We start from the raw sequence: 23,687 nt of genomic DNA on the forward strand, positions 1-23,687 counted from the left end.
ATGTCGAAGAAAGCTGCCCCATCGAATGCGGATGCGGATGCGGATACGAATGCTGACGCTGACGCAGGACCCGGCACCGCACTCATCCTGCTGCACGGCGGCGGACCGGGCGTGGACGCCCGGAGCAACTGGGCCACGGTCCGTTCCAGGCTCTCGGCCGCGTTCCAGTGCATCGCTCCCGACCTGCTCGGTTTCGGTACGCACCTCTCCGTCGGCGAGACGACCGACGGCAGTCCCCAGGGACCGCACGCCTGGGCACGGGCAAGGGCCCGGCAGGTCCTCTCGGTACTCGACGACCACCGACTGGAACGGGTCCATGTCCTCGGCAACTCGGCCGCCGGCGGAGCCGCGGCACTGGCCCTCATGGCCGAGGCGCCCGAACGGGTCGACCGCGCGGTCCTCATGGGCGGGGCGGGCACCGGGCCGCTGCCCCGCGCCATCCCCTTCTACGACCGGCCGACGAGGGAATCCATGCGCGTCACCCTGAGCCGCCTGGTGGCGGACGAAGAAGCCCACCGCGACCACCTCGACGACCTCTCCCTCCTGAGGCTGGAGCAAGCCCTGCGCCCCGGCGCCGAAGAAGCCTTCCGCTCCATGTTCACCGAGGCGGCAGACGGGCCGCCCCCCGTCGACCTCACCACGATCCGCACCCCAGTCCTCGCCCTGCACGGGGAGCTCGACCGGATCTCACCGGTCGCCGTCTCCGAACGTCTCGTCGAAGTCCTGCCCGCAGGGCGCCTCAAGGTCGTGCCGGGAGCCGGCCACTGGATCCACGTCGACCGACCGGACGAGTTCTGCACCCTGGTAGGGGAGTTCCTGACCGCATGAACCGACACAGCCCGCACCAGGAGGATTCGCCCGCTGTCCTCGTCGTCGGGGCCGGGCCCGCCGGCCTCACCCTCGCGATCGATCTCGCCCGCCGCGGCGTGCCGTGCCACATCGTGGAGGCGACCGAACACCGAGCCGTCAATCCCCGCTGCAACACGACCTCCGCGCGGTCGATGGAGATCTTCCGACGGCTGGGTCTCGCGGACGAGATCCGGCAGGCCGGTCTCCCCAAGGACTATCCGACATCCATCCAGTACCGGACGACGCTGGTGGGCGAAGAGATCTTCCGTATCGATCTGCCGTCCGCGGGCGACGTGCTGGCCGGCGAGGGCAAGGACAGCTGGCCCACGCCTGAGCCGCAGCACAGGGTCTCGCAGCTCTACCTGGAACCTGCCCTGGAACGGCACGCGAGCAGCCTGCCCGGGCTGACCGTCGAGCGCGGAACACGCCTGGTCGAACTGCGGCAGCACGAGGACCACGTCGAGGCGGTCGTGGACTCCGGCGGCACCACCCGGACGCTCCGCTGCGCCTACGTGGTGGGCTGCGACGGGGCCCACAGCACGGTCCGCCGCCAACTCGGCATTCGCTACGAGGGCGTCGACGCCCTCCAGAATTTCGTCTCGACCTTCGTCCGCTCTCCCGAACTCGGGCGGCTGGCCGCACGGGACCGCGCGTGGACGTACTGGACCTACGGGCGCCGGATCGCTTCGCTGATCGCCATCGACGGGGACGAGTTGTGGCTCAACCACGTCGCTTTCCCGCCGGACCACGACACCGGCCAGGAGGACCCCGAACAGCTCCTCCGGGAGTCGGTGGGGGCACCCGTCGAGCACGACGTGCTGGGAGTGGTCCGCTGGACCGGTCGCCGCCTCGTCGCACAGAAGTACGGCACGGGGCGTGTCTTCCTGGCCGGCGACGCCGCCCACATCTGGATCCCCGTCGGCGGGTTCGGGATGAACGCGGGCATCCAGGACGCGGCAACGCTGGGCTGGATGCTGGCCGCGGTCCATCACGGGTGGGCGCCCCCTGACCTGCTGGACGCGTACGAGCTGGAGCGCAAGCCGGTGGGTGAGCAGTTCGCCGGCGCGGTGGGGTCGGCGGCGCGCAGTTCATTCGCGGACTTCTCGCCCGACATCCATCTGCCCGGCCCGGAGGGTGAGCGGGCGCGCGCGGAGTTCGCCGGCCGACTCGCGGACACGGAACCCAACCGGTACTCGCCCGACGGCTTCAGCTTCGGTTACCACTACGCCGACTCACCGCTGGTGATCGGAGGGGAGGACCAAGCAGCGATCACCATGGGCGCGTACCAGGAACGGGCACAGCCCGGTTTTCGGCTCCCGCACACATGGCTCGACGACGGGCGGTCGGTGCTCGACCTGCTCGGGCCCGAATTCACCCTGCTGCGGACCGACCCCGGCGCCGACGTGCGGCCCTGGACCGACGCGGCGCGTGAGCGGGCGATCCCCCTCACCGTCGTCGACCTGCCCGGGCACCGGTCCGACCGCTATCCCACGGCACTCCTGCTCGTACGTCCGGACCAGCACGTCGCCTGGATGGGCGACGCGGACGCGGATCCCGAAGAGCTTCTGCACACGGCCACCGGGCGGGTCGCCGCCCACCAGCAGTAGAGACCACCAGGATCACCAGGAGAAGGCACATGTCATACGCACTGGGCATCGACGTGGGCGGCACGTTCACCGACGCCGTCGCCTCGGACGGTGCCGGCCGGATCGTCTCGGCCAAGACACCGACGACTCCACCGCACCGCGAAGTCGGTGTCATGCGCGCGATCGAGGAGATCGCGGGGGAGTTGGGCATCGACATCGGTGAACTGCTCTCGCAGACCGACTACATCGCCCATGGCACGACCGCGTCCATCAACGCCCTGGTCCAGGGGACGGTGGCCGATGTCGGGCTCATCGCCACCAAGGGACACCGGGACTCGATCTACATCATGAACGCCGAGGGGCGCACGCTCGGACGTTCCGCCCACGAGATCCAGGACACCCTGCGGCAGCGCAAACCCGCGCCGCTGATTCCGAAGCACCGGGCGCTTGAGGTCACCGAGCGCATCGACCATGCCGGAAAGGTGCTGGTCCCCCTCGACGAGGACGAGGTACGCGATGTCGCACGATCCCTCGTGGACCAGGGCGTCGAGGCGATCGCGGTCTGTCTGCTGTGGTCGTTCAAGAACGCGGCCCACGAGCAGCGCATCCGCGAACTGATCCACGAGATCGCCCCGGACATGTACGTGACCCTGTCGTCGGAGGTCAGCCCGCGCATCCGTGAGTTCGCGCGGACCTCCACGACCATCATGAACGCGCAGATCGGGCCGCGGCTGCGCATGTACCTGACCCCCCTGCAGAAGCAGTTGGAGGACCACGGGCTCAAGGGCCCGCTGCTGGTCATGCAGAGCGAGGGCGGCACCATCACGGCCGACCGGGCACCGGAGCACGCCATCACCACGGTCGGATCCGTCCTGTCCGGTGGTGTCATCGGTGGCATGCGCATGGCCGAGCAGCTGGGCCACCGCAATGTCATCACGACCGACGTCGGCGGGACGACCTTCCTGGCAGGGCTGATCGTCGACGGGGAGCCGGTGATGGCGCCGGGTTCGGTCGTCAACCAGTTCCCCATCAACGCCGCGACCATCCGCGTGCACACGATCGGGTCCGGCGGTGGGGCGCTCGCCTCCGTGGACGCCGGCGGCAACCTGAGGCTCGGCCCGCAGAGCGCCGAGGCCGTCCCCGGTCCCGCCTGCTACGGCAACGGCGGAACCCGCCCCACCAACACCGACGCGAACCTGGTCCTCGGCATCCTCAGCCCGCACGGGCTGCTCGGCGGCCGGAAGCCGTTGCGGATGGACCTGGCGCGCGAGGCGATCCGCGAGCACGTGGCCGACCCGCTCGGCCTCACCGTCGAGGAGGCCGCCATCGCCATCCACGAGGTGCAGAACGCGCAGGCGGGCGACCTCCTGCGCCGGTCCGTCGTACAGGCGGGCTACGACCCCCGTGACTTCGTGGCCTACGCCTTCGGCGGCGCCGGACCCGCCCACTGCGCCGGTTACTGCCAGGACCTGGGCGTACGCGAGGTCGTCGTGCCGCTCGGCCCCGTCGCCTCGGCCTTCTCCGCCTACGGCCTCGCGGCCTCGGACATCGTCCTGAGTGCCGAACTCTCCGACCCCTCCGCCTTCCCGGTCGACCACACGGTCCTGGAATCCCACTACGCCCGGCTGGAAGCCGATCTGCAGCGCGCGCTCGACCGGCAGAAGGTGAAGTTCCAGGAAGTGGTCATGCAGCGTGAGATCGACCTGCGCTATTCGATGCAGGTCAACGAACTCGCGACCACCATCCCGGAGACCGGATTCACCGAACGCACCGGTGACGAGATCCTGGAGCGCTTCGAGGAGCAGTACGAGCGCATCAACGGCAGCGGGGCCGGCTACCGCGAAGCCGGCGTGCAGGCGATCACCTACCGCGCGCGTGCCAAGGCAAGCCTCGACTTCCCCGTCGTACTGCCCGATATCGCACCGGCGAGCAGCTCCGACCCCGCCGGGGCACTGCGGGAGGAACGGCACGTCTGCCTCGACTCGCAGACCGGTTACGTGCCCACCCCCGTCTACGACTACGCCCGGCTGCGCGCCGGGCACGAGATCGCCGGTCCGGCGATCGTCGACGTACCGACCACCGTGGTCGTGGTTCCCGCCGGCGTGACCGGCCGTGTCGACCGTCTCGGCAACCTCGTGCTCAGTTACCAGTAGTCACCAGTTGTCACCAGTAAGGACAGCTCCCATGCCATCGAAGATCCCCGGCGCGGACGAGTTCACCAGCCGCCCCCTTCCGCGGGAGGAACTGCTGCGGCAGATCTCGCCCACCCTGCCTCTGCACCAGGTCGACGACGAATTGGCCGACCAGGTCAACGCCCTGACCTACGAAGTCGTCCGGCACCGCCTGTGGGCCATCACCCAGGAGATGGGGGAGACACTGCGACGGATGTCGGGCTCCCATGTCGTCACCGAGTCCAACGACTTCAACTTCTCCATCTGCGACGAACTCGGCGAGCAGGTCCAGGTCGGCGCCTACAACGTGGGCCTCATCGGATCCATGGACCTGGCCATCGTCTGGACGCTGCGCAACCGCAGTGACAACCCGGGCATCGAAGAGGGCGACATGTTCCTCTGCAACGACCCGTGGATCGGCGGCGGGCTCCACCAGAACGACGCCGCCGTCCTGGCCCCGATCTTCCACGAGGGCAAGCTGTTCGGCTGGACCTCGGCCATCGCCCACCAGGTCGACCTCGGCGGGCCGCGGCCGGGATCCTTCAGCCCGTCGGCCCAGGACGTGTTCGGGGAGGCGGTTCCCKCACCGCCGATCAAGGTGGTCCGGGGCGGAGTGCTGCAGCGCGATGTCGCCGACGCCTGGGTCCGCAGGTCACGCCTTCCCCACATGGTGGGCCTCGACCTGCGTGCCAAGATCGCCGCCAACAAGAACGCGGCGGAGCAGATCCTGCGGCTCATCGCCAAGTACGGTGCCGACACCGTCAAAGCCGTGATGCGCCGCATGATGGACGACGCCGAACGCCGGCTGAGGGCCAAGCTGGAAACCCTGCCCGACGGAACCTGGACCGCGATCGGCTACCAGGAACAGTCGCAGACCGGGGACCGGGACCTGCACGCCATCAAGGTCGCGATGACCAAGGAGGGCGACCGGCTGGTCTTCGACTTCCGGGGAACGGCCGAGCAGACCGGCATCATCAACTGCCCCTACCCGGGACTGCGGGCAGGGATCGTCTTCACCATGCTGCCTCTGCTGGCCGGGACTATCCCCTGGGCGGCGGGCGGGCTGATGCGCTGCTTCGAGATCATCACGGACGAGGACACCATCACCAACGCCTCGTTCCCGGCAGCCGTCGGGAAGGGGCCCTTCGGCCCGGCGTGGGGATCGGGCAACCTGGTCGCCGAGGTCATCGCCAAGATGCTGGACGCCGAACCCGACCACCGCAGCGACGTGCAGTCGATCTGCAACGGCACCACCGACCTGTGCGTGGTGTCCGGCGTCGACGTCCGCGGAGGCGGCAGCAAGGGCTTCGTGTCGCCCATCTTCGACGTCATGGCCGGCGGCTACGGGGCCCAGGTGCACCACGACGGCGTCGACACCGGCGGCCGGCTCATCATCCCCTCCGCGCGGGCACCCGACGTCGAGATGACCGAGTACCTGTACCCCCTGGTCGCCCTGTGGCGACGGGAGCAGACCGACTCCGGCGGACCGGGCCGGCAGCGGGGCGGCATGAGCGGCTCGGTCTGCTACGTGCAGCATCCGGACCAGAGCGGGACGATGTCCCTGGTCATCTCCGGCACCGGCAAGGTCGCGAACCAGAACGTCGGCCTGGCCGGGGGATACCCCGGCAACTCCCAACTCGACCTGGTGGTACGCGGTATCGGCGCGCCCCAGCTCGCCGGGGCGACGGCGATCCCCGCCGACCTGGACGCGCTCGGCGGTGACATCGAGGTGCTGCCCTGCGAAGGGGAGTCGAACCTCGGCCCGGACGACGCACTGTATCTGCACTGGCAGGCGGGCGGCGGCTACGGCGACCCGCTGCTCCGCCCGGCCGAGGGCGTCCGTGACGACGTGCTGCAGGTACGGGTGTCGGCGGACGCCGCACGGGACATCTACGGCGTCGCCTTCCACGAGAACGGTGAAGTGGACGTGCGTGCCACCGACGAGATCCGCGCGAAGCTGCGCCACCGCCGCGCCGCCGATGCGGGCCTGCCCGACGCCCGGCTCGAACCGATCGGCACGCCGGACCTGAGTGAGCTGCGCCGGCTCGACGACAACCTCGCGGTCCGGACGTCGTCCGACGGCATCGGCACGGTGGTGTGTGCCCACTGCACCACCGAGATCGGACCGTTGGCCGAAGGCGTGTTCATCGAGGAGTTGGCCCGCCGCGACTCCGCACCGGCCGAGGCCGGGCCGCACATCTGGCACGACCCGTCGGTCTACGTCGACGCGGACATCGTCTTCCGCCAGCTGTTCTGCCCCGGCTGCCTGACCACGGTCAGCTCCCGAGTCGTACCCGTCGACCATCCGCTGCCCTACGACGACTACAGGCGCTGGGCCTGAGAGCACCAGCAGAAGGAGACAGAACGTGAACCCGCACCACCATTCCCTCTTCATAGGGGGTCAGTGGGTGACGCCTGCGTCCGAGGAGAGGATCACCGTCCTCGACGCGAGCACCGAGGACGTCCTCGGCAGCGTCCCGAACGGCAGCCAGAAGGACATGGACGCGGCCGTGGCCGCCGCACGCGCGGCCTTCGACGACCCGGGCGGCTGGGCCGCCTGGGAACCGGCACGGCGGGCGGACGCCCTCCACCGTCTCGCCGAGGCACTGGAGCGACGCGCCGAGGCCATCACCCGTGTCGTCAGCGCCCAGAACGGTATGACGATCTCGCTCTCCGAGCAGGTCGAGGGCGCCCTGCCGACCGTCCTGCTGCGCTACTACGCCGATCTCGTCCGCGACGACACGGGCGAAGAGGTCCGCGACGGCATGCTCGGCGCGCCCGTCCACGTGCGCCGTGAACCCCTCGGCGTGGTCGCGGCCATCGTCCCCTGGAACGCTCCGCAGCTCCTGTCCGCGACGAAGTACGCGCCCGGCCTGGCCGCGGGATGCACCTTCGTGCTCAAGCCGTCCCCGGAGACCGTGCTCGACGCGGTTCTCTTCGCGGAGGCCGTCGAGGAAGCGGGACTGCCGCCCGGCGTCGTCAACGTCGTCCCGGCAGGTCGCGAAGTCGGCGCGTACCTCGTCTCGCATCCCGGTGTCGACAAGGTCGCCTTCACCGGGTCCACCGGCGCGGGCCGCCAGATCGGCGCGGCGTGCGGCACCCTCCTGCGTCCGGTGACACTGGAGCTCGGTGGCAAGTCGGCGGCCGTCATCCTCGACGACGTCGACCTCGAATCGGCGATCGCCGAACCGTTCTTCCAGGCGACGCTGCTGGCGAACGGCCAGGCCTGCTTCGCCAGCACCCGCGTACTCGCGCCGCGGAGCCGTTACGACGAGGTCGTGGACGCCGTGTCATCCCTGGTCGGCGGCCTGACGGTCGGAAGTCCTCTGGATCGCACAACGCAGATCGGTCCCATGGCGACCGCACGCCAGCGTGACCGGGTCGAGGGGTTCATCAGGCAGGGCAGGACGGAAGGCGCCCGGCTCGTGGTCGGCGGCTCCCGCCCCGACTTCGAAAAGGGCTTCTACGTCACACCGACCGTGTTCGCCGACGTGGACAACGCGCAGGTCATCGCGCGCGAGGAGATCTTCGGCCCGGTGCTGTCCGTCATCGCGTACACCGACGAGGACGACGCGGTGCGCATCGCCAACGACTCGGAGTACGGGCTGGGCGGGTCCGTGTGGACGGACGACGACGAGCGCGGTATGCGCGTCGCGCGCCGGATGCAGACGGGAACGGTCGGCCTGAACCACTACACGGTCGACCCGGCGGCACCGTTCGGTGGCATCAAGGCCAGCGGACTGGGCCGGGAGTTCGGCCCCGAGGCACTGCGCAACTACCAGCAGGTCAAGTCGATCTACCGATGAGTCGTTCAGAGTCACACAGCGAGCGTTACAGAGAGGTGGGATCGGCGTGACGAGCATGATGGACGTCGGAGACACGCGACTGGCCTACACCGACGTGGGTGCCGGCAGTCCCATTGTGTGGCTGCACGGCTCGGGGCCGGGCGCCACGGGCATGAGCAACTTCGGCGGCAACCTGGCAGCCTTCGAGGACCACCGCAACATCGTGGTGGACCTCCCCGGCTGGGGACGTTCCAGCAGGCCTACGACGGACGAGCCCCTGATCTTCCATGCGGCGGAGCGCGTGTGCGACGCCATGACGGCGCTCGGGATCGAACGTGCCCATCTGGTGGGCAACTCCTACGGTGGCGCCGTCGCGATGCGCCTGGCGATGCGTCATCCCGAGCGCGTGGACCGGCTGGTGCTCATGGCTCCGGGAGGAGTCCTGCCCGCCGACGCCCCACCGTGGCCCAAGGGGCTTGAGCACCTCTTCGCCTACATGGCGGACGAGAAGCCCTCACGGCAGGCCATGGCCGAGTTCGTGCGGCTGATGGTGTTCGACGAGTCGCTGGCGACCGAGTCCCTCATCGACGAGCGGTACGAGTCGAGCCTGAGGGCCCACCCCGAGCTGCCGATTCCCCCGAACTTCGGCGATCTGACTCCCGACCTGCATCGTGTCGCCGCTCCCACCCTGCTCGTCTGGGGACGGGAGGACCAGACCGTCCCGCTGGCCTGGGCGTCGAAGATCCTGGAGGGCATACCGAACGCGGAGCTGCGCGTTCTGCCCCACTGCCGGCACTGGGTGCAGTACGAGCGTGCACCCGAGTTCAACCACATCGTCAGCGAGTTCCTGCGAGGCGGAGCGTCCGCCGCAGTGGAGGGATGAGGCCGTGGGTATCCGCAAACTGGGTTACGTCGGACTCAACGTCACCGACGTGGACGCCTGGACCGACCTGCTCGGACGCACGCTGGGCATCGGCGTCACCATGGAGAAGTTCGGCACCGACAAGGTCGCCCTCGCCGAACTCGACATGTTCAAGTACCGCGTGGCTCTCCACCCGTCCACGCAGGACGGCCCACGGGAACTGGGCTGGATCGTCGACACTCCGAGCGAGCTCGACCGACTCACCCAGAGGCTCACCCGCGCGGGCTTCACCGTCGGCGACGGCTCGCCGGAGGAGACACGGCTGCGCGGCGCGACCCTGCTGCGCTGGTTCACCGATCCGGTCGGATACCGGGTCGAGCTGGCGGTCGGCGAGACCAAGGCGCGCACCAGTGTCGCGCGCCCGGACGGCACGAGCCCGGGTGCCACCGGCCTCGGCCACTTCGTACTGGCCAGTCCCGAGCTCGACGAACTCCGCGAACTGTACGAGTCCGTCCTTGAGTTCAAGCTGACCGACTACCGCGCCCCCGGTCTGTACTTCTTCCGTTGCAACACGGCCCACCACAGCATCGCGCTCGCGCGCGCGGAGGCGCCGTCGATCCATCACCTTGAGTTCGAGTACGACTCGCTCGACGACGTGGGGCGGGCCTACGACCGTGCCAAGGCCAACGGTGCGCCGGTCTCCATCAGTCTCGGCCGGCACATGAACGACAAGGCGATCTCGTTCTACGTGCGGAACCCCAGCGGGTTCCACCTGGAGATCGGCTGCGGCGGGATTGAAGTCGGGGAGGACTGGGTGCCGCACGACTTCGGTGTCCCGGATGTGTGGGGGCACCACCACGCCAGTGCCAATCCCTTCGCGTCGCCGACGTCATGACGGGCACCTACCGGGGCCCTGACCTGTCCGGTCGCCGTGCCGTCGTCACCGGCGCGGCGAGCGGGATCGGCGAGGCCGTTGCGACTCGGCTGGCGGGGCTCGGAGCGCACGTCGTCGTGTGTGACATCGATGCCGGGGGTGCGGCACGGACGGCTGAGCGGATCGGCGGTGAGGCGCTGGTCGTCGACCTGAGCCGGACCGCGGACCTGGCGGACCTGACCCTGGAAGCGGACATCCTGGTGAACAACGCCGGAGTCCAGCACGTCGCTCCCGTCGAGGGGTTCGAGCCCGAGCGGTTCGCGTTCATGCTGCGACTGATGCTGGAGGCACCCTTCCTGCTCAGCCGTGCGGCCCTGCCCCGCATGTACGAGCGGGGCTGGGGCCGGATCGTCCACATCTCCAGCGTTCACGGACTGCGGGCCAGTCCTTACAAAAGCGCGTACGTCAGCACCAAGCACGGTCTTGTGGGGCTGTCGAAGGTCATCGCCCTGGAGGGGGCCGCCAAGGGGGTGACCAGCAACTGCGTGTGTCCCGGGTATGTGCGCACCCCACTGGTGGAGAAACAGCTGGCGGACCAGGCGGCGGTACACGGACTGAGCCCCGATCAGGTGGTCTCGGACGTACTGCTGGCGCGATCGGCGCTCAAGCGGCTGATAGAGCCCGATGAGGTCGCCGGCGCGGTGGCCTTCCTCTGCTCACCGGAGGCGATGTCCGTCACCGGCACGGAGCTGACCCTGGACGGAGGGTGGAGCGCGTCCTGACCACGATGCCCATGGCGTTCACGGTGCTTCACGGCACTGGTCCGCGAACAGGTCGCTCCTCTTCGGCCTGTCCCGTGGACGCCGTCGGTGCCGTGACGCAGCCGGCGGGATTAGCGACCCACGCCGAGCGCCCCGCCGACGATTCGGCGGGGCGCGGTGCTACTGCCGTGTTGCCGGCGGGCGGTCGGGTTACGGCGTGGCGGTGGTGTTGGAGGTGAGCTCCGGGATCGTGCGGGCTTTGAGGATGCCTTCGACGCCGTGCAGGAAGGTGTCGGAGATCAGCTTCGGGTCGAAGAGGCAGCCGGCCGACATGGCGCCGTCGCGGAGCATGACGAAGTGACGCCCCGCGGCGTCGGCCGTCTTCTCGCTGGTCTGTGCCAGCATGTCGGTGACGGTGGTCAGGAACCATTGCCGGTGGGCCAGGACGGTCTGGTGGATCGGGTGGGCGGGATCGGAGTACTCGGCCGCCGCATTGAGGAAGGCACATCCGCGGAAGCCGGTCGACTGGATGCCATCGGTGATGGAACGGGCCACTGCCCGGACCTGATCGTTCGGTGACGAGCTGCTCGCTTGAGCGGCAGCGACCTGCCCCCGGATGGCCTGGTCGGCCTGCGCGAGGTAGGCCAGGATGAGGTCTTCCTTGCTCGCGAAATGCCGGTACAACGTGGCCCGGGTGACCTGCGCCTCCGCGACGATCCGGTCGATACCGACGGAATGGATCCCCTCGGTGTAGAAGATCCGGGTTGCTGTGTTGAGCAGCCGCGTACGCGCCTCAGACACCGTGCCGCTGCCGCCTTCAGTCCTCGGACTCATACGCTCCCTTACCAGATCTAGACGAGATAGAACGTTCGATTCCCATTATAGTACGTGCGGCCCCATGTAGGTAACGGACAATGGTTCCGCAAGGGCTCGCTCAAGCGTCTGTTCTGCCCCGGCCCGGCGCGCCTACGTGGAGCTTCCTGCTCGGTCGGGGGGGCGAAGCCGGCTCCCCCCGACCGGCGTCACGCTACCGTGACCGTCAGCTCGACCGGAACGTTGCCGCGTGTTGCGTTGGAGTACGGGCACATGGCGTGAGCTGCCTCAACCAGCTTGTCCGCCACGTCCTGTGCAATGCCTGCCAGTTCGACATGCAGGGCGGCGTTGAGGCCGAATCCACCTTCCGGCGTCTTCTCCACCCCCACCTCGACAACGACAGCGGAGTCGGAGATCTGGATCTGCTGTTGGGCCGCTACGGCCTTGAGGGCCGAGTGGAAGCATGAGGCCCAGCCTGCGGCGAACAGCTGCTCGGGATTGGTGGCGCCGCCGGGGCCGCCCATCTCCTTCGGGATCGCCAGGGTCACGTCGAGCAGTCCGTCATTGGTCCGCGCGCGTCCCCCCGCCCTGCCGTCGCCGGTGGACGTGGCGATGCCCCTGTAAATGGTGTCGGTCATCTTTTACTCTCCCTGGTTCAGGAAACGCCCTGGTGAAGCCGCTGCGTCACGCTCGCGACTGCGGTCGCCGTCGTGGCGGGTTGTCCGGCCGACGGATCAGCCGCCGCAAGGTAGAACGTTCGGTATAGATATCAGTTTCGCAGTCCGGGTGGTCACTGTCAAGACAGAACGTTCTACTCATTCGACTTGGTGAGCGCCACTCCGGGTCACGCCTTCGGTAGAAGGCAGAACGATCGGTCTTGACGGAACTCGCGACGCAGCCGTACGGTGAAGACCGAACGTTCTCCCCAGGGGGTCAGGTTCGTGTCGCCGCTGACAGGCCCTGCCTGTCCCTAGTGCTGGCGTAAGACCCCAGCTCGGACGGTGCAGACCTGTCCTTCTCCTCGGGCGTGCTCAGGCGTCCTAGCCCTGACGACTTCAGTCTCCCAGCAGTTTCACAGGAGGTCTCCATGCACGGGCTCGCCGGGAAAGAAACCGCGATCACCACGACCGGAGTGGCCCTGCCCTACCCGGTGAGGGTCAACCCGTACCTGAATGACTCGTACGCGGAGTCTGAGGCATGGGCCCGCTCCATGGGAATGCTGAGTAGGAATCACCGGGGGTCCGAGGGGATCTGGACACCGGAACGGTTTCGTCGGATCGCAGTCCCCGATCTCGCCGCCAAGATCGCTCCGGACGCCGAGCCGGCTGATCTGCTCCTCATCAACCAGGCGCTTGTCTGGATCTTCGCGTACGACGACTACTTCACCTCGGCCCACAAGCAGGTCCGGGACAGGGAAGGCGGATGGGAATACGCGCGCAGACTGTGTGATTTCATCGGTCCGGACCTCGGACTGTCTGTACCCGAACCGCGCGATCCTGTAGAACGCGGGCTCGTTGACCTGTGGCCACGCCTCGCGACCGGCCGGTCGTCCTACTGGCGCCGAGAGTTCACGCGAGCGATCCACGACTTCATCATCGGAGCCGCTCTTGAGCTGGAGAACATCTGTGATGACCGGGTACCTGACCTCATCCATTTCGTGAAACTCCGGCGCCAGACATTCGCCGGTGGCACGGGGGCGTGCTTCGCCGCGATGTCCACACGGGCTGAAATACCGGAACGTATCCGGGATACAGAGGCGGTCGCCTCACTTCTGGATGCCTTCATCGACGTCATGGCGCTGGGAAACGAGGCCGTCTCCTACGACATGGAGATCAACGATGAAGGCGAGGTGAACAACCTCATGCTGGTCCTGCAGGACCTCGCGGGTGATACGGGTGACGGCCTTGGTGAAGCGCACAGGATCGCGACTCGTCTCATTGTGGACCGAGTCGAGTACTTCAACCATTCGGTGGAGATCAAACTGCCGCAACTCGCCACGGACATCGGCCTGTCAGCCGATGAGCTCGCGCAGATGAGGGCGTGGATCCGGGGCGCCGAAAGTTATCTGTCAGGTCTGTACGACTGGTACGACTCCACCGCGCGCTACAAAGGCGGCGTCCAGGGTGCCTGACTCGAAGCCCACCTGAACCGACTGTCCGTCCGGCCGTGGGCCTGGCTCGGTGTCCGTCGACGTCTCCCTGACGGTCGGCGCACTCCCGCTCACGCCTATCACGTTCGCCTTCCACCAGCTCCACGCGGTCCGGTTCCGTGGCCCGGCTCCCGGCTCCCGGCTTCCGGCTCTTTGCCCAGTGACGCTCCGAGCCGAGCAGCCGACCTCGCTGCTCGTTCCGGGCTCCAGGAACGGAGATTTCCCGATGGCCACGATCCCCACCGCCCCCTCTCTCCCTCCGCCGGCACGGGGGCGCCTCCCGCTGATCGGACACGCCCTGCAGTTCGTCCGCGGACCGCTGAACGTTCTTCAGGGACTGCGTGGTCAGGGCGACATCGTTGCCCTTCATGTAGGAAGGCTGCCGATCTACGTCGTCAACTCGCCCCAGCTGCTGCACCGCGTCCTCGTCACCGATGCCGACTCCTTCACCAAGGGCCGGATGTACGACAAGACACGGCCTGTCGTGGGCAACGGCATCGCCACCTCGGAAGGCGCGTTCCACCACCGGCAGCGTCGCCTGATCCTGCCCGCCTTCCACCGTCCCCGCCTACGCGGCTACAGCGAGGTCATGCGGGAACAGGCGGAAGCGGTCATCGCCTCCTGGCGGCCGGGACAACACATCGCCGTCGACCGGGCCATGCACACCATGAGTGTGGGAACCACCGTCCGGACCCTGTTCGGCACCGGAATCGACAGCAGCACGATTGCCGAGATCGACCGCTGCGTGGGCGTCTTCCTCAAACAGATCATCGTGCGCACCATGGCGCCGAACTTCGTCGAAAGACTGCCTCTCCCCGGCACCCGCAGTTTCGAGGCGGCACGCAAGCGGCTCAAGGCCGTCGTCGACTCGATCCTCGATACGCGGCTGCGGGCCACCGAGCAGCCGGACGACCTGCTGTCCCTCCTCATCGCGGCGCGCGACGAAAAGACCGGGGAACCGCTGAGTCGTCAGCAACTTCACGACGAGGTGGTCACCATGGTGGTCGCCGGCGCGGACAGCACCGCCTACACGCTTGCCTGGCTCCTGTACGAACTCGGCCGCAACCCTGCGATCGAGGCGCGCCTGCACCACGAGCTCGACACCGTCCTCAGCGGCCGCCCCGTCACCTTCGACGATCTTCCGCGACTGCAGTACACCCAGCGCCTCATCCAGGAGACACTCCGCCTCCACTCCGTCTCCTGGATCCAGATGCGCCGCACGATCACCCCCGTGACACTCGGCGACCTGCACCTGCCCGCAGGAGCGGAGATCCTGTTCAGCGCGACGACCATGCACCGCGACCCCGAGCTGTACGCCGACCCCCTGCGTTTCGACCCGGACCGGTGGATCTCGCCGCCCCGGCGTGAGTCGTTCCAGCCCTTCAGCGCCGGCCCCCGGAAATGCCCGGGCGACCACTTCGCCCTCACCCAACTCGCGATCGGCGTCGCGACGATCGCCGCCCGCTGGCGACTCGTCCCCGCCACTCGCAACAAGGTGAGGGAAGTCCCCGCAGCGGTGCTCCGCCCCCACCGCCTGCCCATGGTCGCGCAGCCCATGGACTGAGGACGGACGCAAGGTCATGGCGCGGCACCGGGGGCCGTGCCCACCCGGCAGCAAGGCGCCCGGTTCTCACCCTCCACCTACGCCGAACGTCTGGAGCGATCATGAAGAAGTCGCAGTCGATCCCTACCGCACCGAGAGCACTGCCCCTGGTCGGTCACCTGCTGCCGCTGATGCGGAACCCGACGGCATTTCTGGACTCACTGCCTGCCCACGGAGACATGGTCAAAATCCGTGTAGGGCCCTTCTCCATGGTGGTGTTGTGTGACGCGGGCCTGACCCATCAGGTCCTGCTCGACGACCGCACCTTCGACAAGGGCGGCCCGATCTACGACCGAGCACGGGAAGTGAGCGGCAACGGCATCGGCACGAGCCATCACGATGAACACCGGCGGTTGAGACGGCTCGTCCAACCCTCGTTCCATTCCTCCCGGCTTCCGGGCTACGCGGAGACCATGACCGCCTGTATCGACGAGGCGGTCTCTTCCTGGCGAGCCGGACAGATCCTTGACGTCCCGGCTGAAATGATGGCGATCACCTCCAAGATCGCGATAGCCACCCTGTTCTCCGGCGCTCTGTCCCGGGAAGAGCTCGACAAGCTCCTCGACGCCGGCATGACCCTCCTCGCGGGCTTCTACCGGCGCATGTTCCTGCTACCGCCACTGGACCGGCTGCCCCTGCCGGGCAACCGCTCCTACACGCGCGCCCGCGACCATCTTCACGAGGTCTGCGGCCAGATCATCGCCCAGCGTCGAGTCGATGGCACCGATCACGAAGATCTGGTCTCGGCACTGCTTTCGGCCCATGACGTGGATACCGACGGGCGGGGCATGACGGATGCGGAAATCATCGACACGATCGTGGCGATCCTGCTGGCGGGAATCGAGAACACCGCGTCCGCCCTGGCCTGGGCACTGGACTTCCTGGCCCAGCATCCGGAAGTGGAGCGGCAGGTGCACGCCGAGGTCGACACCGTACTGAGCGGTGCCACGGCCACCCATGCCGACCTGCGCCACCTGGAGGTCACCAACCGTGTGATCACCGAAACGCTGCGGCTGCGCCCACCGGCTTGGTTCTTCACCCGCACGGTTACGGCTGACACCCGTCTGGGAGGGCACTTCCTCCCTGCCGGAACCAACGTGGCGTACAGCCCCTATCTCATTCACCACCGGCCCGATCTCCACAACAGGCCTGAAGACTTCGACCCCGACCGATGGGACCCTCGCGGCCCCCAGCCGCACCGGCACGCCATGATCCCGTTCGCTTCCGGCGCCCGCAAGTGCCCCGGCGACACCTTCGCGATGGCGGAAGCCACCCTCGCCCTCGCGACCATCACGGCCCGCTGGCGGCTGGAACACGCGCCGGGCACGGAGAGGCGCCCCGCTCCGAGCCTTACGCTGAAACCCCGCGCATTGCCGATGCGCACATGGCCTCGAACCGTTGCCCAATGACCGCACCGAGACGAGCAACTGCTCTGCGCACCCTTCACGGCGAGCACGGGGGACGCCTGTCAGGACACCGCCGTCTGCTCGGTGAGGAAGGCGAGGACGGTGGAGTCGAAGCGCTCCGGTTCCTCCAGGGACGGCAGGTGACCCGAGTGCTCGAACACCTCCAGGCGGGCCGAGGGCAGCAGCCGGGCCATCCGCCCGGCCTCCGCCGGCGGGTTGAGGAGGTCGTGGCGTCCGCTGATCAGCAGGGTCGGGATCTCAAGGGTGGCCAGGTCGGCCCGGAAGTCGAACCCGAGGACGGCTTTGTTGGCGGCCTCGATCTGCTCCGGGCTCAGCGCGAGCCCGAGGCCGTGCCGGGAGACGTACCAGTCACGCACCTGGTCGCGGACGGACGACGGTGTCTCCGGCGCGAACAGGCGGTCGCCGAGCCACTGCTGCTGTTGTTCACGGGAGAGTCCCCGTAGTTCGTCGGCGTGTTCGGCGAGCACGCGGTCCGTGGAGGACGTGCGGCCGTGGGACGTGGCCGCCACCAGGACCAACTCCCGTACGCGCTGCGGTACGGCAAGCGCCAGAGCCTGCGCCACGTAGCTGCCCATCGAGCCGCCCAGCACGGCGGTCCTGGCCAGGCCCAGCTCGTCCAGCAGCCCGATCATGTCGTCGACGTGGTCGCGCAGCGAATAGGCGGCAGGACGTGTGCTGCGCCCGTGGCCGCGCAGGTCGGGCGCAATGACCCGGTGGGAGCGGGCCAATGCCTCGATCTCGCGGCGCTGTGCAGAAGCGTCCACGCCGACGCCGTGGAGCATCAGCAGCGGCGCACCCGAGCCGGCTTCCGTGACATGCAGTTCGATCCCGTTGACGGACCGGACGTATTCAGACAGCTCGGGTGGGGCGGACGGGTCGGCGGTCATGGTCGGACCACCTCGCTTTCTTTCGAGCGGATCAGGACAGGGGTACGGGGGAGGCTGTCGCCCGTCTGTGGGTGTACCGATGCGGATGAGGACGGATCGGGAACGGGACGCCGGGCGGCCGCCGCTCACATGGTGACGACGAGCTTGCCCAGGGTGTGGGTGCGGACCAGGTCGACACATGCCTGCGGGCCCTGGTCGAGGGTGTAGCGGCGGCTGATGGTCGCGGGCAGTCGGCCGTCCACCGCGAGTGCGCCGACCTCGCGCATGCCGCCGAACTCCCCGCCCAGGTCGAGCAGGAAACGCAGGTCCACGTCGTCGCGGCCGAGGACCTCCGGCGCGGGCGGCGGAAAGATGATCGTGATCAGGCGACCGCCGGGCCGAAGCGTCCGGGCGAGTTCGGCCAGCCGGTCGTCGGGGAGCGTCAGGTTCAACGCGACGTCGATGTCCGCGGGGTAGTCGCTCGCCGCGTAGCCGATGACCTCGCTCGCACCCAGCTCGCGCAGGACGCCGGCGTCCGCAGGGGTGCCCGTGGCGATCACGCGTGCCCCGGTGGTGGCGAGCAGCGGGATCACGGCGGTGCCGACGCCACCGGTCGCGCCGACGACGAGGACGCTCTCGCCGTCCTTCACCTCGGCCGATCCGATCACTGACAGCGCGGTCAGGCCCGCGGTCGCCACGGCGGCGGCGTCCGGCGCGGACAGTCCCGCCGGGCGGTGCGCGATCAGCGGGGTGTCCGCCTCGAAGACCGCGTACTCGGCGAGCGAGCCCGTGCTCAGCGAGGGGCGGGACGGGTCTGCCACCGCGCGCATGGCGCGGGGAACGGCCTCGCCGAAGATCTCGTCACCCACCCGGAAGGCGGTGACGCCGGGACCGACCTCGCTCACCGTCCCGGCGAAGTCGTTGCCCGGTATGTGCGGGAACGGCAGGTCCACGGCCGCGCGGTACTCACCGCCGGGCAGCCGGATGTCGGTCGGGTTGAGCGAGGCGGCGGCGATCCTGACCTGGATCTGACCGGGCCCCGGTCGGGGTACCGGTACCTCCTGCACCGTGAACTGCTCGGGCGGTCCGTATGCGTGCGCGACGACGGCCTTCATGGACAGCGCTCCTCTGCGTGGGTCTCCTGCATGACAACCTGACCGTGCGGTCCGGTTATGGGCGGGACCGTAACCCTAAACGGACCGAGCGGTCAACTTGTTAGTCTCTGCGTGTGACCTCATCCCGACCGCTGCGCGCGGATGCCGCCAGGAACCGCAAGCTGCTGCTCGCCGCGGCGGCGGACGAGTTCGACGTGCGAGGGCTGGATGTGTCGGTGGCCGACATCGCCCGCCGGGCCGGTGTCGGCAAGGGCACGGTCTTCCGGCATTTCGCGACCAAGGACGACCTCATCGCCGCGATCGTCCTCGACCGGATCGCCGCGCTCACCGAGACGGGTGAGGAACTGCTCGACGCCCCCGATGCGGGAGCCGCGCTGCTGGAGTTCCTGTCCGCCGTGGCGCGCGAGATGCAGCACTTCGACCTGGTGTATCTCCAGCGCGCCGCCGAGCTCGACCCTGAGCTGTCCCGGGCCCAGGAGCGGCTCTTCCGGCACGTCCATGTGCTGGTCGAGCGCGCGCGTTCGTACGGCGCGGTGCGCGCGGACGTCACGGGAGCGGATGTCGTGGCGCTGATGTGCGCGCCGAAGCACGCGGCGAGTTCCCTGCCGGACGCCCCGCCCGACCTCTGGCAGCGCTACCTCGCGATCATCTTCGACGGCCTGCGCCCCGCGGGAGCCCACCCGCTGCCCCGGCCCGCCCCCACCGGGCCCGTCGCTGCCCTGCCCTACCGGCCTACGCCTCCGGGAGCGTCTCCCCCTGCACGGCCTGGATGTCCAGCTCGACCTTCAGGGTCGTGCCGATGGCCGCGATGCCCGCCTGCACCACCTGGTTGTAGTTCATCGCGAAGTCCTCGCGGCGCAGCTCCGTGGTGGCGCGGAAGGCCGCCCGCGTCCCGCCCCACGGGTCGGCGCCCGTGCCCAGGTAGGCGAGGTCCAGGTCGACCGGGCGTACGACCCCGTGCAGGGTCAGTTCGCCGTGCACCGTCCAGCGGTCGGTCCCGGCGGCCGGGGTCAGGCCCGTCGAGACGAACCTGATCTCCGGGTGGCGCTCGACGTCCAGGAAGTCGGACGACTTCAGGTGGCCGTCGCGCATGGCGTTGCCCGTGTCGATCGAGTCGGCCCGGATCACCGCCTCCACCCGTGACTTGGCGACCTCGTCCGGAGCGATCTCGATCGCGCCGGCGAACTGCGTGAACCGGCCGCGCACACTGGAGATCCCCAGGTGCTGGGCGACGGCGCCCACCGAGGAGTGGGCCGGGTCCACGGTCCAGGGGCCGGGCGGCGGCAGCTCGGTGCCGCCCTGCCGGGCGAGGGTGACGGTGCCGATCTCGGCCCGGCCGCTCGCCGTGACGATGGCGCTCGACGCGACGGGCGCGTACCCGACGGCCGTGACGATCACCGTGTACGCGCCGGGTGCGAGCACGACCGCGTCCCGCACACCGCCCTCCTCGTCGGCCTCGGCGCGCACCACCTGGGCGCCCGTCATGTCGGTCATCGTGACGACCGCGTGCGACACGGCCCAGCCGTCCCGCGTACGGATCCGCGCGGTCAGTCCCATTGCACACAACCTCATCTCAAGAGAACCGGCCCGCGGAGCACGTCTCCGCTCGGAACGCGCTCCACGGGCCGGGGTCTTCGACTGCTGTTTCCTCAGGTGGCCCGGTGACTACTCGCCGGGGTGCGCGAGCCGGATGTCGTGGCCGTCCACTCCGCCGCCGTCCACGGTCAGCGCCGTGGCCACCGGCGGGTAGCCGGTCGCGATGACGGTGTACTCGCCGCTGTCCAGGTCGGTGAAGGCGTACGCCCCGTCCGTCCCGGTGGTGGCGGTGCCGACCACGTTGCCGGCCGCGTCGACGAGCGTGACGCGGGCGTCGCCCAGCGGGCCGCCGGGTGCGTGCACCACGCCCTGGAGCCGTGCCCCTGCGGTGAGCGCGACCTCGACCCGGGTGACGCCGGTGCCGCCGACCTCGACGGGCAGCGCGCGGGGCCGGTGCCCGGCCGCGTTCACCGCGACGGTCACCGCGCCGGGCACCAGCTCGGCGAAGGTGAACTCGCCCTGCGCACCGGTGGTCCCGGTGGCCAGCACGTCACCGCGCACATCGGTCACGATGACCATCGCGCCGGCGACCGGAAGCCCGCTGTCGGCGGCCTTCACCGTGCCCACGAGCCCGCTCGTGCCGCTCAGCAGGATGTCGTACGCGAGCGGTTCGTCGTGCACGACGACCGTCGAGGCCTGCGGCTGGAAGCCGTCCGCGGAGGCGATCAGCACGTACGAACCGGTGCCGGGCGCGTCCACCGCGTAGGCGCCGTCGGCCTGGGCGACCGAGCGGCCCAGCTGACGGCCCGCGAGGGAGATCAGCGTGACGGCGGCCCGGGGCACGGGCGCGCTCTCGGCGCCGCGCACGAACCCGTGGACCGGGATCCCGCCGGAGCCGGCGGCCGCGCCGGTGTCGGCACCGGCCGCCAGGGTGGCGACCGCCGCGAGCCGCTGGGTGCCCTCGGGACCGGACCCGGCGCCTTCGGTGGTGCTGGCGCCGGTGGCGGTAGCGGCGGCGTTGTCGTTGCCGTTGTCGGAGACGGCCCAGCTCGGGACGTGCTCCCCGGCCTCGGCGGGGAAGGCCCCGTTCGTACCGGCCACGGCCGGGGTGGCTCCCTCGGCGGCCGGGACCGGGACCGGAGCCGCGGCCCCGTTCTGGGCCTCGGCGGCCTGCGCCAGCCCGCCCGACGTACGCAGCGGAACCTCCTTGATGAAGATCGTGATGACGAAGGCGATGAACGCCATGGCGGCGGCGATCAGGAAGACGTCCGCGATGCCGTGCCCGTAGGAGCTCTCGACGACCGTGCGCAGCGGGCCGGGCAGCGAGTCCACGTCCGGGATGGCGCCGCTGCTCGAACCGGCGGCCGCGGAGTACTTCGGGTCGATGCCGGCCAGACCGTCCGTGGTGTAGTGCGTGATGCGGTTGGCCAGCACGGCACCGAGCGCGGAGACGCCGATCGCACCGCCGAGGGACCGGAAGAAGGTGACCACGGAGCTGGCCGCGCCGAGGTCGGAGGGGTCCACCTGGTTCTGCGTGCACAGCACCAGGTTCTGCATCATCATGCCGATGCCGAGACCCATGAGCGCCATGAAGATGGCGACCTGCCAGTAGTCCGTGTCGTACCGGATCGTGCCGAGCAGTCCGAGCCCCGCGGTCACCAGCGCACCGCCGATGACCAGCCAGGCCTTCCACCTGCCGGTCTTGGTGATGATCTGGCCGGAGACGGTGGAGGAGACGAACAGTCCGCCGATCATCGGGATCGTCAGCACGCCGGACATGGTCGGCGACTCGTCCCGGGCCAGCTGGAAGTACTGGCTGAAGAACACCGTGCCGGTGAACATCGCGATGCCCACGAAGAGCGAGGCGACGGACGACAGCGTGATGGTGCGGTTGCGGAACAGGCGCAGCGGGACGATCGGCTCGCTCGCCTTGGACTCGACGAGCACGAAGAGCAGGCCGAGGACGATCGCGCCGGCGACCATCGTGTACGTCTGCCACGAGACCCAGTCGTACTTGTCACCGGCGAAGGTGACCCACAGGAGCAGCAGCGAGACCGCGGCGGAGATGAAGAACGCGCCGGCCCAGTCGACCTTGACCTCACGCTTCACGGTGGGCAGGTGCAGGGTCCGCTGGAGCACGATCAGTGCGATGATCGCGAAGGGCACACCGACGTAGAAGCACCAGCGCCAGCCGAGCCAGCTGGTGTCGGTGATGACACCGCCGAGCAGCGGGCCGCCGACGGTCGCGACTGCGAACGTCGCGCCGAGGTAGCCGGAGTACCGGCCGCGCTCGCGCGGGGAGATCATCGCGGCCATGACGATCTGTGCGAGGGCGGACAGACCGCCGACGCCGATGCCCTGGACCACGCGGACGGCGATCAGCATCCCGGGGTTCTGCGCGAGCCCCGCCACGATCGAGCCCGCCACGTAGATGACGAGGGCTATCTGGACGAGCGCCTTCTTGCTGTAGAGGTCCGCGAGCTTGCCCCACAGGGGCGTGGTCGCGGTCATGGACAGCAGCGTGGCGGTGACGACCCAGGTGTAGGCGGACTGGCCGCCGCCCAGGTCGCCGATGATCTCGGGCAGTGCGTTGGAGACGATCGTCGACGACAGGATCGCGACGAACATGCCGAGCAGCAGCCCGGAGAGGGCCTCCATGATCTGCCGGTGCGTCATCGGGGCGCCGTCGGGGGCGCCTCCGTGCTTGGCGTGTGAGCCCCGCACACCGGCTGGTGTGGTCGTTGCCATGGGCTTCCTTTTCTTGTGATGCGTCATACGGGTGTACGGGCGGTCCGCCCGCCGGGAGCCGGTGCGGGCTCCCCGGGCGGGACGGGAGGTGCGGACGCGGCCGGTACGGTCCGGCAGTCGCCGAAGCTCGCGCGCAGTCGTCCGAGCAGGGTGTTGAGCTGGTCGACCTCGTCGTCGGACCAGTCCTCCAGGTAGTGGGCGAGCGCGTTCATGTAGCGCTCGGAGAGGTCGGCGAGCATGTCCCGTCCGGCGGGGGTCAGCCGCAGGATGCGGGAGCGCTTGTCGGCGGGGTCGGCGGACCGGTCGATCCAGCCGCGCTCGGCGACGTGCGCCACGTGCCGGCTCGTCACCGACATGTCGATGGCCATCAGCTCGGCGAGTCTGCTCAGTCGCATCTCGCCGTGCCGGTCGAGCAGGGTGAGCACGGCGGCGGAGCCCGCCGGGCACTCGTGCGGGAGCATCCGGCCCAGGCCGCGCTTCACGGCGCCGATGGCGCTGAGCTGCTGGGCCAGCTCCTCGTACTGCCGTCGAGCGGCCATCGC

General features: G+C 69.3%; 18 protein-coding genes and 1 pseudogene. 12 read left to right on the forward strand and 7 right to left on the reverse strand.

All coding sequences use genetic code 11. The features are described 5' to 3' along the window. From FGF04_RS19350 to FGF04_RS19385, 8 genes are read left to right on the forward strand one after another with little or no spacing between them, the layout of a single operon-like run. Window positions 1–828, forward strand: coding sequence for an alpha/beta fold hydrolase (locus FGF04_RS19350; protein ID WP_149512570.1), 828 nt, complete (start codon window positions 1–3; stop codon window positions 826–828). After that, window positions 825–2,456, forward strand: a complete 1,632-nt coding sequence (locus FGF04_RS19355; protein WP_149512571.1) for an FAD-dependent monooxygenase — start codon at window positions 825–827, stop codon at window positions 2,454–2,456. Before FGF04_RS19350 ends, FGF04_RS19355 begins: the two co-directional genes overlap by 4 nt. 29 nt (window positions 2,457–2,485) lie before the next feature. Further along, window positions 2,486–4,588, forward strand: a complete 2,103-nt coding sequence (locus tag FGF04_RS19360) for a hydantoinase/oxoprolinase family protein (protein WP_149512572.1) — start codon at window positions 2,486–2,488, stop codon at window positions 4,586–4,588. A gap of 31 nt (window positions 4,589–4,619) precedes the next feature. Continuing rightward, window positions 4,620–6,947 carry a hydantoinase B/oxoprolinase family protein gene (locus FGF04_RS19365; RefSeq protein ID WP_149512573.1) on the forward strand — a complete coding sequence of 776 codons (2,328 nt, stop codon included), beginning with the start codon at window positions 4,620–4,622 and terminating at the stop codon, window positions 6,945–6,947. A gap of 25 nt (window positions 6,948–6,972) precedes the next feature. Continuing rightward, a complete protein-coding gene (locus FGF04_RS19370; RefSeq protein ID WP_149512574.1) occupies window positions 6,973–8,412 on the forward strand; it encodes an aldehyde dehydrogenase in 1,440 nt (479 codons plus the stop codon). 55 nt (window positions 8,413–8,467) lie between these two features. Continuing rightward, window positions 8,468–9,274: an alpha/beta fold hydrolase gene (locus FGF04_RS19375; RefSeq protein ID WP_235882411.1), complete on the forward strand. Its 807-nt coding sequence runs from the start codon at window positions 8,468–8,470 to the stop codon at window positions 9,272–9,274. 4 nt (window positions 9,275–9,278) lie between these two features. Further along, window positions 9,279–10,148 carry a VOC family protein gene (locus FGF04_RS19380; RefSeq protein WP_149512576.1) on the forward strand — a complete coding sequence of 290 codons (870 nt, stop codon included), beginning with the start codon at window positions 9,279–9,281 and terminating at the stop codon, window positions 10,146–10,148. After that, a complete protein-coding gene (locus FGF04_RS19385) occupies window positions 10,145–10,909 on the forward strand; it encodes a 3-hydroxybutyrate dehydrogenase (RefSeq protein WP_149512577.1) in 765 nt (254 codons plus the stop codon). The genes FGF04_RS19380 and FGF04_RS19385 overlap by 4 nt, the downstream gene beginning before the upstream one ends. 189 nt (window positions 10,910–11,098) lie before the next feature. On the opposite strand, the gene FGF04_RS19390 is transcribed toward FGF04_RS19385, so the two are convergent. Continuing rightward, the gene (locus tag FGF04_RS19390) at window positions 11,099–11,722 is read right to left on the reverse strand and encodes a TetR/AcrR family transcriptional regulator (RefSeq protein ID WP_149512578.1); all 624 of its coding nucleotides are present in this window, start codon (window positions 11,720–11,722) and stop codon (window positions 11,099–11,101) included. A gap of 188 nt (window positions 11,723–11,910) precedes the next feature. Further along, window positions 11,911–12,339 (reverse strand): organic hydroperoxide resistance protein, encoded by a 429-nt coding sequence (locus tag FGF04_RS19395; RefSeq protein WP_149512579.1) that lies wholly within the window; start codon window positions 12,337–12,339, stop codon window positions 11,911–11,913. Window positions 12,340–12,788: 449 nt separating this feature from the next. Here FGF04_RS19395 and FGF04_RS19400 point away from each other — a divergent pair, with 449 nt between their 5' ends. The 3 genes from FGF04_RS19400 to FGF04_RS19410 all read left to right on the forward strand — a co-directional run bounded on the left by FGF04_RS19400 (window position 12,789) and on the right by FGF04_RS19410 (window position 16,862). Then, window positions 12,789–13,832: a terpene synthase family protein gene (locus FGF04_RS19400; protein ID WP_149512580.1), complete on the forward strand. Its 1,044-nt coding sequence runs from the start codon at window positions 12,789–12,791 to the stop codon at window positions 13,830–13,832. Window positions 13,833–14,076: 244 nt separating this feature from the next. Beyond that, a complete protein-coding gene (locus tag FGF04_RS19405; protein ID WP_149512581.1) occupies window positions 14,077–15,414 on the forward strand; it encodes a cytochrome P450 in 1,338 nt (445 codons plus the stop codon). A gap of 101 nt (window positions 15,415–15,515) precedes the next feature. Continuing rightward, window positions 15,516–16,862, forward strand: a complete 1,347-nt coding sequence (locus FGF04_RS19410; protein WP_149512582.1) for a cytochrome P450 — start codon at window positions 15,516–15,518, stop codon at window positions 16,860–16,862. Between the two features lie 59 nt (window positions 16,863–16,921). On the opposite strand, the gene FGF04_RS19415 is transcribed toward FGF04_RS19410, so the two are convergent. Further along, window positions 16,922–17,767: an alpha/beta fold hydrolase gene (locus FGF04_RS19415; RefSeq protein WP_149512583.1), complete on the reverse strand. Its 846-nt coding sequence runs from the start codon at window positions 17,765–17,767 to the stop codon at window positions 16,922–16,924. A 125-nt stretch (window positions 17,768–17,892) separates the two neighbouring features. Then, a complete protein-coding gene (locus FGF04_RS19420) occupies window positions 17,893–18,861 on the reverse strand; it encodes an NADP-dependent oxidoreductase (RefSeq protein ID WP_149512584.1) in 969 nt (322 codons plus the stop codon). Between the two features lie 215 nt (window positions 18,862–19,076). Here FGF04_RS19420 and FGF04_RS41860 point away from each other — a divergent pair. After that, window positions 19,077–19,469 (forward strand): annotated as a pseudogene (locus tag FGF04_RS41860) (TetR/AcrR family transcriptional regulator); the annotation flags it as partial. A gap of 124 nt (window positions 19,470–19,593) precedes the next feature. Here the strand turns inward: FGF04_RS41860 and FGF04_RS19430 are convergent. The 3 genes from FGF04_RS19430 to FGF04_RS19440 form a co-directional block, all read right to left on the reverse strand. Further along, the gene (locus tag FGF04_RS19430) at window positions 19,594–20,418 is read right to left on the reverse strand and encodes a YceI family protein (protein ID WP_149512585.1); all 825 of its coding nucleotides are present in this window, start codon (window positions 20,416–20,418) and stop codon (window positions 19,594–19,596) included. A 108-nt stretch (window positions 20,419–20,526) separates the two neighbouring features. Further along, window positions 20,527–23,145, reverse strand: coding sequence for an MFS transporter (locus FGF04_RS19435; protein ID WP_149512586.1), 2,619 nt, complete (start codon window positions 23,143–23,145; stop codon window positions 20,527–20,529). 23 nt (window positions 23,146–23,168) lie between these two features. Then, window positions 23,169–23,684 (reverse strand): MarR family winged helix-turn-helix transcriptional regulator, encoded by a 516-nt coding sequence (locus tag FGF04_RS19440; protein WP_149512587.1) that lies wholly within the window; start codon window positions 23,682–23,684, stop codon window positions 23,169–23,171. Window positions 23,685–23,687 lie beyond the last annotated feature (3 nt).

It is taken from the genome of Streptomyces apricus (assembly GCF_008369065.1).
Lineage (GTDB): Bacteria > Actinomycetota > Actinomycetes > Streptomycetales > Streptomycetaceae > Streptomyces > Streptomyces apricus.

Coding starts and splice junctions, on each gene's coding strand:
- FGF04_RS19375 (WP_235882411.1), top strand. CDS start 8,468: ATGATGGACGTCGGAGACACGCGACTGGCCTACACCGACGTGGGTGCC.
- FGF04_RS19390 (WP_149512578.1), bottom strand. CDS start 11,722: ATGAGTCCGAGGACTGAAGGCGGCAGCGGCACGGTGTCTGAGGCGCGT.
- FGF04_RS19415 (WP_149512583.1), bottom strand. CDS start 17,767: ATGACCGCCGACCCGTCCGCCCCACCCGAGCTGTCTGAATACGTCCGG.
- FGF04_RS19410 (WP_149512582.1), top strand. CDS start 15,516: ATGAAGAAGTCGCAGTCGATCCCTACCGCACCGAGAGCACTGCCCCTG.
- FGF04_RS19395 (WP_149512579.1), bottom strand. CDS start 12,339: ATGACCGACACCATTTACAGGGGCATCGCCACGTCCACCGGCGACGGC.
- FGF04_RS19430 (WP_149512585.1), bottom strand. CDS start 20,418: ATGGGACTGACCGCGCGGATCCGTACGCGGGACGGCTGGGCCGTGTCG.
- FGF04_RS19385 (WP_149512577.1), top strand. CDS start 10,145: ATGACGGGCACCTACCGGGGCCCTGACCTGTCCGGTCGCCGTGCCGTC.
- FGF04_RS19405 (WP_149512581.1), top strand. CDS start 14,077: ATGGCCACGATCCCCACCGCCCCCTCTCTCCCTCCGCCGGCACGGGGG.
- FGF04_RS19350 (WP_149512570.1), top strand. CDS start 1: ATGTCGAAGAAAGCTGCCCCATCGAATGCGGATGCGGATGCGGATACG.
- FGF04_RS19440 (WP_149512587.1), bottom strand. CDS start 23,684: ATGGCCGCTCGACGGCAGTACGAGGAGCTGGCCCAGCAGCTCAGCGCC.
- FGF04_RS19435 (WP_149512586.1), bottom strand. CDS start 23,145: ATGGCAACGACCACACCAGCCGGTGTGCGGGGCTCACACGCCAAGCAC.
- FGF04_RS19360 (WP_149512572.1), top strand. CDS start 2,486: ATGTCATACGCACTGGGCATCGACGTGGGCGGCACGTTCACCGACGCC.
- FGF04_RS19420 (WP_149512584.1), bottom strand. CDS start 18,861: ATGAAGGCCGTCGTCGCGCACGCATACGGACCGCCCGAGCAGTTCACG.
- FGF04_RS19355 (WP_149512571.1), top strand. CDS start 825: ATGAACCGACACAGCCCGCACCAGGAGGATTCGCCCGCTGTCCTCGTC.
- FGF04_RS19400 (WP_149512580.1), top strand. CDS start 12,789: ATGCACGGGCTCGCCGGGAAAGAAACCGCGATCACCACGACCGGAGTG.